We start from the raw sequence: 7,209 nt of genomic DNA, 5'->3' as shown, positions 1-7,209 counted from the left end.
TTTTTAGCTAAAAACAAACGTCAGTGTCGCTGAAACCGATGAGTCCCCGCTTGAAATCGGTGAGCCGGAGAAAGGAAGACAAGGTCAGGCCGCCAGGGATGGCGGACTGAGGCGAACCGAGACAGGAGGTCGAGTTTCGCCGTGCCGCAGGCTGGAGTTCGCAGGCGAACGCAGTGCGAAGCACCGATTTCACCGCGGGGCCGCGGGGATTGCAAAGGGGGGCGCGGCGCCCCCCTTAGCCCGTTCACGGGTGCAGTGGGTTTCATGTTCTACAAAACATCAAGTGAACGGAATCTTTCACCACTCTCACCAGCATCAGACAAAGACAAATTTACCCGGCCTCACTCCTCATCAACAGTGCGCCTTCAGCGCCGCAATATCTTTCGGCGTCGTGCGACAGCAGCCGCCAATCAGCTTTGCCCCCGCCGCCAGCCACTCGGGCAAATACCCTTCCAGCGTCGCGCAAGCCTCACCGTGATGATGCCAGGTCTTGGTCACCGCATCGTAGTGCTCACCGGAATTCGGATAAACCACCAGCGGCAGCGGCGTCTGGCTGTGCAGATAGCTCAGCGCGTCCACGGTATTTTCCAGCGCGATACAGTTAATCCCTACTGCCAGAATCTGCGGATAGTCGGCGAGAAACGCTAGCACATCGCGCAGCGGCGTGCCGTCGCTGAGATGCTGTGAGTCGCGCAGAGTAAACGAGAACCACGCTTGCGCCACCGGATACTCGACCAGCAGTTGCGCCAGCGCGCGAATTTCATCAAACGACGGCAGCGTTTCACAGGCCAGCAGATCGGCCCCCGCCTCCAGCAATGCTTCAATGCGCGGACGGTGGAATCCCTGGAACACCTGCGCGCTGCGCTGATAATCACCGCGATACTCTGAACCATCTGCCAGATAGGCGCCGTAAGGCCCCACCGAACCGGCAATCAGCAGCCCTTTCGCCGCCGGATTTTCCGCCCGATAAGCATCGCGAGCCTGACGCGCCAGCTCTACGCTGCGGGCAATCAGCGCCCGCGACTGCGTCTCATCAACCCCACGCGCGGCAAAACCCTCCGGCGTCGCCTGATAGCTGGCGGTAATCGCCACCTGGGCACCGGCGCGGAAGTAGTCCAGATGCACGTCGTAAATCAGCTGCGGGTTTTCCATCAGCACTTTCGCCGACCACAGACTGTCCGCCAGGTCACAGCCCCGCGCCTCCAGCTCCGTGGCCATCGCCCCATCAAGCACCACAAACGGGTTTTCGGCAAGAATGGCGGTTAACGGGTTATTCTGCGGCATGCTGCGGCTCCTGTTGAGATTGGCGTGAACGCGTTAAATAGTAGGCACCGTAGCACAGCGCCACGAACGGCAGGCCGCACCATAGCGCAATCCGCTGCGACGGGTCAAAGGCCAGCCCCACGCAGGCGACCAGGCACAGAACAAAGCCCAGCACCGGCACCAGCGGATACCACGGCGCGCGGTAGTGCAGTTCGCTGAGAGCTTTGCCCTGCTGCAGATGGCGGCGACGGAAGACAAAGTGGGAAGCACAAATGCTTATCCACACCGCCACCACCGCGAAGCCGGAAATCGCCGACAGCGCCACGAACACCGTGTCCGGCGCAACGATGCTGGAAAACAGCGCCAGCAGGCCGCCAAGCATACTGACCGACAGCGCTACCAGCGGCACGCCGTTTTTGTTGAGCTGCGAGAAGCAGCGCGGCAGCGTGCGCTCGTTGGAGAGCGACCACAGCATGCGCCCGGAGGCATACAGCCCGGAGTTAGCCGCGGACAGAATCGCCGTCAGGATAACGAAGTTAAAGACATCGGCCGCATACGGAATCCCGACTTTCTCAAACACCAGCACGAACGGGCTTTTCTCAACCCCCGCCTGCTGCATCGGGATCAGCGCCGCCAGCACGAACACGGTGCCAATAAAGAAAATAATCAGCCGCGCAATGGTGGTGCGGATAGCCACTGGAATCACCTTGTGCGGGTTTTCCGTCTCACCGGCGGCAATGCCGATAAGCTCAGTACCGGAGAAGGCAAAGTTCACCGCCACCATGGTCATCAGAATCGGCAGGCCGCCGTGCGGGAACCAGCCTTCGGCGGTGATATTACTGAGCCCCGGCGCCGGTGAACCATCCTGCATCGGGATAAAACCAAAGACAGCCGCGCCGCCAAGGATGATAAAGGCGATGATGGTAATCACCTTCACCAGCGAGAACCAGAATTCCCCTTCGGCAAAGAAGCGGGTGGAGATGACGTTGAGGCCGAAAATCAGCACGCAAAACAGCAGACACCAGATCCACACCGGAACCTGCGGGAACCAGTACTGCATACAAAATCCGGCGGCGGTAAAGCTGGAACCAAGCGCTACCGTCCAGGTCAGCCAGTAGAGCCAGGCCACGGTGTAGCCGGTTGCCGGGCCGAGATAACGGGCGGCGTAAACGTGGAAAGCGCCGGTTTCCGGCATCGCCACCGACAGCTCGCCAAGACACTGCATCACCAGCCAGACCACCAGCGCGCCGATGAGATAGGCCAGCAGCGTACCCGCCGCGCCGGTGGTCGAGATGATATAGCCGGTATTAAAAAATAGCCCTGTGCCAATAACGCCACCCAGCGACAGCATGATCAGGTGGCGAGTCTTCATGGTGCGCTTTAATTGCCCACCTTGTTGTTGTGTTGTGTCTGTGCTTTGCATTATTACCTTCTAAACGTATGGACATCTAAACATCCAAATAAGAAAGCAGTTATACAACGATCGTTAACAATATGCAAAACGGAGGCGGTACTAAAAATGGGGAATAGCAAAGCAAAACGGCCCTCAACCTGAATAGGCGGAGGGCCGTTGCGAGCGATGATTTCTCAGCGAAGTGCAGACTACTCGTCGAAGAACCAGTATCCCTGGTTAATCAGCTCGGTCAGTTCAGCCACAAACGCTGGGTTTTTCAGCGCCTCGCCAAAGTGGGTTTTATCCAGCTCGGTATAGCGGCACAGCGCATCCGCGGCCTGCGGCGCGCAGGATTCCAGACGCTCGCTGTTGATAAAGAAGCTGCCGCCCACGTTCAGCACTCGCAGACCGTTCAGTCGACGCAGAATCTCACCGTCTTCCAGCGCCGCAGCCACTTCTTCAGGCTCAAACGGTGGCTCCGCTGGCGCAACGTCCAGCTCATGGCGCGGGGTAGAAGCGAAGCTGCCGAACCACTGCTTGAAATCGTTAGGCTGACGGATCATGTCGATCATCAGAGTGCGCAGACGTTCCAGCTCATGATCCTCAACTTTTCCCGTGTGTTCACGACAGGTCAAATCCGGATCGGTGTAGTACTTCTCACCGAGATCGTTTTCCAGCACATAGTCAGCAAAACTGCTGATAAGTTCGCGGCCGTTCGGCCCACGGAAGCCCACGGAGTAGTTGAGCGTCGCTTCATAGGTGAAACCGTCGTGTGGGAATCCAGGCGGAATATACAGGATATCGCCCGGCTCCATTTCCACCTCGATAATTGGCGTGAACGGCTCAACGTGCAGCAGCGCCGGATGCGGGCAGTGCTGTTTTAACGGCAGCGCATCGCCTACGCGCCAGCGGCGGCGGCCCATCCCCTGGATAATAAACACATCGTACGGGTCGATATGCGGGCCCACGCCACCGCCCGGTACGGAGAAGGAGATCATCAGATCGTCCAGACGCCAGTCCGGCAGAACGCGGAACGGACGGACCAGCTCAGCGGAGGGTTCATGCCAATGGTTCACCGCCTGCGCCAGCAGCGACCAGTTGTTCTCGCCCAGATGGTCAAAGCTTTCAAACGGCCCGTTGCTGGCGGACCAGACGCCATCGACATGGCTCACCAGGCGGCTGTCGACTTCCATCTCCATCGCCAGACCGGCCAGCTCATCCGGCGTAATCGGGTCGATAAAGTTCGGGAATGCGTTCTTTAATACCACCGGCTGCTTTTGCCAGTATTTTTCTAAAAATTCTGGCCAGTTAAGGTTCAGTTGATAAGCCATGATTCATACCGTGAGTGGAGAAGTAGGCTTGATTATAAAGAGGCCTCCCTGCACCGCGCCTTGTGATGAATCAATTGCCGATGCGGACTTATGAATCGCATTCATAGCGGCATCCGGTTTCGCCGGATTATTCACGCCAAATAATCAGGCTATCCTATAGGTCATCAACACTGTCCCGACGGAAAATTATGATTCACTCACCGGCGCGCGCGACGCCCGCCCACGGCAATCCTCACGGTTTGCTTTTTGTCGTCATACTCAGCGCCTTAATGGCCTTTACTTCACTCTCAACCGACATTTATCTTCCCGCCATGCCCGCCATGGCACACGATTTAAACGGCAACGTCGAACTCACCATCACCGGTTTCTTAATCGGCTTTTGCGTCGCACAGCTGATCTGGGGGCCACTCAGCGATCGCCTAGGCCGTCGGCTGCCGCTCTTTATTGGCATGGGACTGTTTATTATCGGCTCGGTCGGCTGCGCGCTGTCCACCAGCATCAGCCAGATTGTGTTCTGGCGCGTATTTCAGGCGCTGGGGGCCTGTACCGGCCCCATGCTGGCGCGAGCAATGATCCGCGATCTGTTCAGCCGTACCCGCGCCGCGCAGATGCTTTCTACGCTGATACTGATGATGGCTATCGCTCCCATTGCCGGGCCGCTGATCGGCGGGCAGATGATCCTTTTTGCCAGCTGGCACCTGATTTTCTGGCTGCTGGCGGTTATTGGCCTCGCGATGTTTATCATGCTGTTCTGGTTGCCGGAAACTCTGCCCGTCGAAAAGCGCGAGAAAGCCTCTTTGGGTGGCGTGTTCAGGAACTATGGTTTGCTGCTAAACAACGTCGCTTTTATGCGCTATACCCTGTGCCTGACCTTTTATTACGTGGCGATCTACGCCTTTATTACCGGTTCGCCGTTTGTCTATATCAGCTACTTTGGCGTCGAGGCGCAGTACTATGGCTGGCTATTTGCGCTCAACATCGTCGGCGTGATGGTGATGAGCGTGGTGAATCGCCGCATCGTGCAACACTATGCGTTGGAAACATTACTGAAAGTGGCGACAGCCGTGGCAGGCATTGCCGCGCTGGTGCTGGCGGCAGGTGCATGGTTCCACGTCGGCGGGCTTGCGTTGATTGTTGTGGCGATATTTATTCTGTTTTCGATGAACGGCATCATCGCCGCAACTTCCACGGCCGCCGCGCTGGATGCGGCGCCAAACGTTGCGGGTTCAGCCTCGGCGTTGATTGGTGCGTTGCAGTACGGCAGCGGGATTATCTCCTCGCTGATGCTGGCGATGCTCAGCGACGGCACGCCGTGGACGATGGCATGGGTGATAGCGCTATTTACCTGCGCCAGCACCGCCATTGCCCTGACGGCACGCGCCAGGGCGGCGGCGTAATCACACCACGACTACGCGGTTTCTTCCCTGCTGTTTGGCCTGATACAGCGCCGCATCACTATTACTGATAAGCTCGGCGCCAATGTCGGCGATGCTCTGAATGCTGCAGACAAACAGCGGTGAATCCCAGGTCATGACGCCGAGACTGATGGTCAGCGCGCCGCCGATGGGGCTGGTTTTATTCTCAATATCCAGCGCCATCACCCGCTCGCGCAGGCGCTCAGCCACCATCCGCGCACTTCTGGCTCCGGTATTTGGCAGCATAATCAAGAACTCTTCGCCGCCGTAGCGGCTAACGCAATCACCCGGACGCAACGCGCCCTTCAGCGCATCCGCCACCGCACGCAGTACGCGGTCGCCCGCCAGATGGCCGTAGGTGTCGTTGTAGCGCTTAAAGAAATCGATATCCACCATACATATCGCAAATGAGGTTCCTTCGCGCTGAGCTCTGGCAATTTCATAGTTCAGCCGTTCGTCCATGTAGCGTCGGTTAAACAGGTCCGTCAGATGATCCCGCTCGGCGTACTGCAGCAAGGTTTGGTTGGCGCTGGCAAGCTGCTGCTCGGCTAGCTTACGATCGGTGATGTCCATCCACGCGGCGGATATCCCCACGGCCTTTCCACCGGCGTCATATACCGGCTGCGACTGAATATAAAAGTAGCGCCCGTAAAGAAACACCTCTTTGCTGGCAAGCTCTTCACCGCTATCAATGCGCATGAAATCTTGCTCAAACAGCAGATGCCAGTCGGGTATTATCTCTTTGAGGTGTTTCCCCACCAGCGTCTCTTTGGATTCTCCCAGCATTTCCCCCATCGCCTTATTGGCTTTGGTCAGCTGGCCGCTACGGTTGATAACGCACAGCGCTAGCGGCGTATCCTGGTAGATCGATTCCAACTGCAGCACCCGCTCACTGAGCTGGGTGATATCCCGGTCGATGCCACGATAGCCACAGAGCACGCCATTTTCATCAAACAGCGGAATCGCGCTGGTTTCAATGACCACCACGCTGCCATCGGCACGCCGGTTACGGTTAATCATGCCTGATAAAGGCTTTTGCGCGGCCACCACATCGTAGAAGGCTTTCTTCAGCCGTTTCGCCTCGCCCGGTACCATAAAATCAAATGGTGTACGGCCCAACACCTCTTCAGGCCTATATCCGAGCTGGTTCTTAATCACATCTGACACCCAGACATAACGGCCAGCGGCATCAACTTCCCACACCCAATCGGTATTGTGATGTAAAAGTTCCGCCAACCTCTCTGAATCGCCTCTATTCCTCTGTGCGAGTTGCTTATCCATCGCCGTTCGTCCTCTTCCATTTACCCTTTTGCGGTCAAAAATCAACCACCAGGTCAACCAAGTTATAATGACCTGTTATTTTCCGATCACAACTACTTTAACAATTAATGCGGTCAGGCTATTTTATAACAAAATAAAGGAGGCCTGCCTGTGATTTCAATTAAGTATTTATGCCCTACATGCAACGGAATTACCGAAATATCTAATATTGAAGAAATCAAAAATTCACAGGATGCTTATCCGATGGCGTGCCAAGCCTGTGGCAAGGCTTTCAGTAAAGTTGAGCTTATCAAATTTGCCAAACTCAAGGCTGAAGCAATGATTATCGAAGCGCTTTCAACATTGCCCAAAAAAACGCATAAATAAACTCAGCGATAGTTTTATTAACCTATTGAATAAATTGTTAACAATATTACTCCCTGGTACTCAGGAATTATTGAGTCATGCTTTTTAATTAGCTCTAATCTTTTTTACAGCCTGAGATTAAACATATTGAATTCGTGGAATAGGTGATGCTGCCAACTTA

General features: G+C 56.0%; 6 protein-coding genes. 2 read left to right on the top strand and 4 right to left on the bottom strand.

The window, feature by feature from the left end; translation table 11 throughout:
* Positions 1-351 precede the first annotated feature (351 nt).
* The 3 genes from mmuM to LZ634_RS15960 all read right to left on the bottom strand — a co-directional run bounded on the left by mmuM (position 352) and on the right by LZ634_RS15960 (position 3,987).
* On the bottom strand, positions 352-1,284 hold the full coding sequence (gene mmuM / locus LZ634_RS15970) for a homocysteine S-methyltransferase (RefSeq protein ID WP_234507041.1): 933 nt from the start codon (positions 1,282-1,284) through the stop codon (positions 352-354).
* Positions 1,271-2,686: an S-methylmethionine permease gene (gene mmuP / locus LZ634_RS15965; protein WP_234507039.1), complete on the bottom strand. Its 1,416-nt coding sequence runs from the start codon at positions 2,684-2,686 to the stop codon at positions 1,271-1,273. The genes mmuM and mmuP overlap by 14 nt, the downstream gene beginning before the upstream one ends.
* Before the next feature lie 179 nt (positions 2,687-2,865).
* Complete coding sequence (locus LZ634_RS15960; RefSeq protein ID WP_234507037.1) at positions 2,866-3,987, bottom strand: cupin domain-containing protein; 1,122 nt, start codon at positions 3,985-3,987, stop codon at positions 2,866-2,868.
* 188 nt (positions 3,988-4,175) lie between these two features.
* On the opposite strand from LZ634_RS15960, the gene LZ634_RS15955 reads away from it, so the two are divergent.
* A complete protein-coding gene (locus tag LZ634_RS15955; RefSeq protein ID WP_234507034.1) occupies positions 4,176-5,384 on the top strand; it encodes a multidrug effflux MFS transporter in 1,209 nt (402 codons plus the stop codon).
* On the opposite strand, the gene LZ634_RS15950 is transcribed toward LZ634_RS15955, so the two are convergent.
* A complete protein-coding gene (locus tag LZ634_RS15950) occupies positions 5,385-6,638 on the bottom strand; it encodes a diguanylate cyclase (protein ID WP_234507032.1) in 1,254 nt (417 codons plus the stop codon).
* Between the two features lie 195 nt (positions 6,639-6,833).
* Here LZ634_RS15950 and LZ634_RS15945 point away from each other — a divergent pair, with 195 nt between their 5' ends.
* Entirely contained in the window at positions 6,834-7,049 is a 216-nt protein-coding gene (locus LZ634_RS15945) for an ECs_2282 family putative zinc-binding protein (protein ID WP_234507030.1), read from the top strand.
* Positions 7,050-7,209: the final 160 nt, after the last annotated feature.

The sequence above is a fragment of the Kluyvera intermedia genome, assembly GCF_021440345.1.
In the GTDB taxonomy this organism is placed as follows: Bacteria; Pseudomonadota; Gammaproteobacteria; order Enterobacterales; family Enterobacteriaceae; genus Kluyvera; species Kluyvera intermedia_A.
Note: the sequence above shows the minus strand (reverse complement) of the source record. Positions and strands in the feature narration are given on the sequence as shown.

What these genes read in the sequence shown, in the direction of transcription:
- mmuP (WP_234507039.1), bottom strand. Translation starts at nt 2,686, where the DNA reads ATGCAAAGCACAGACACAACACAACAACAAGGTGGGCAATTAAAGCGC.
- LZ634_RS15955 (WP_234507034.1), top strand. Translation starts at nt 4,176, where the DNA reads ATGATTCACTCACCGGCGCGCGCGACGCCCGCCCACGGCAATCCTCAC.
- mmuM (WP_234507041.1), bottom strand. Translation starts at nt 1,284, where the DNA reads ATGCCGCAGAATAACCCGTTAACCGCCATTCTTGCCGAAAACCCGTTT.
- LZ634_RS15960 (WP_234507037.1), bottom strand. Translation starts at nt 3,987, where the DNA reads ATGGCTTATCAACTGAACCTTAACTGGCCAGAATTTTTAGAAAAATAC.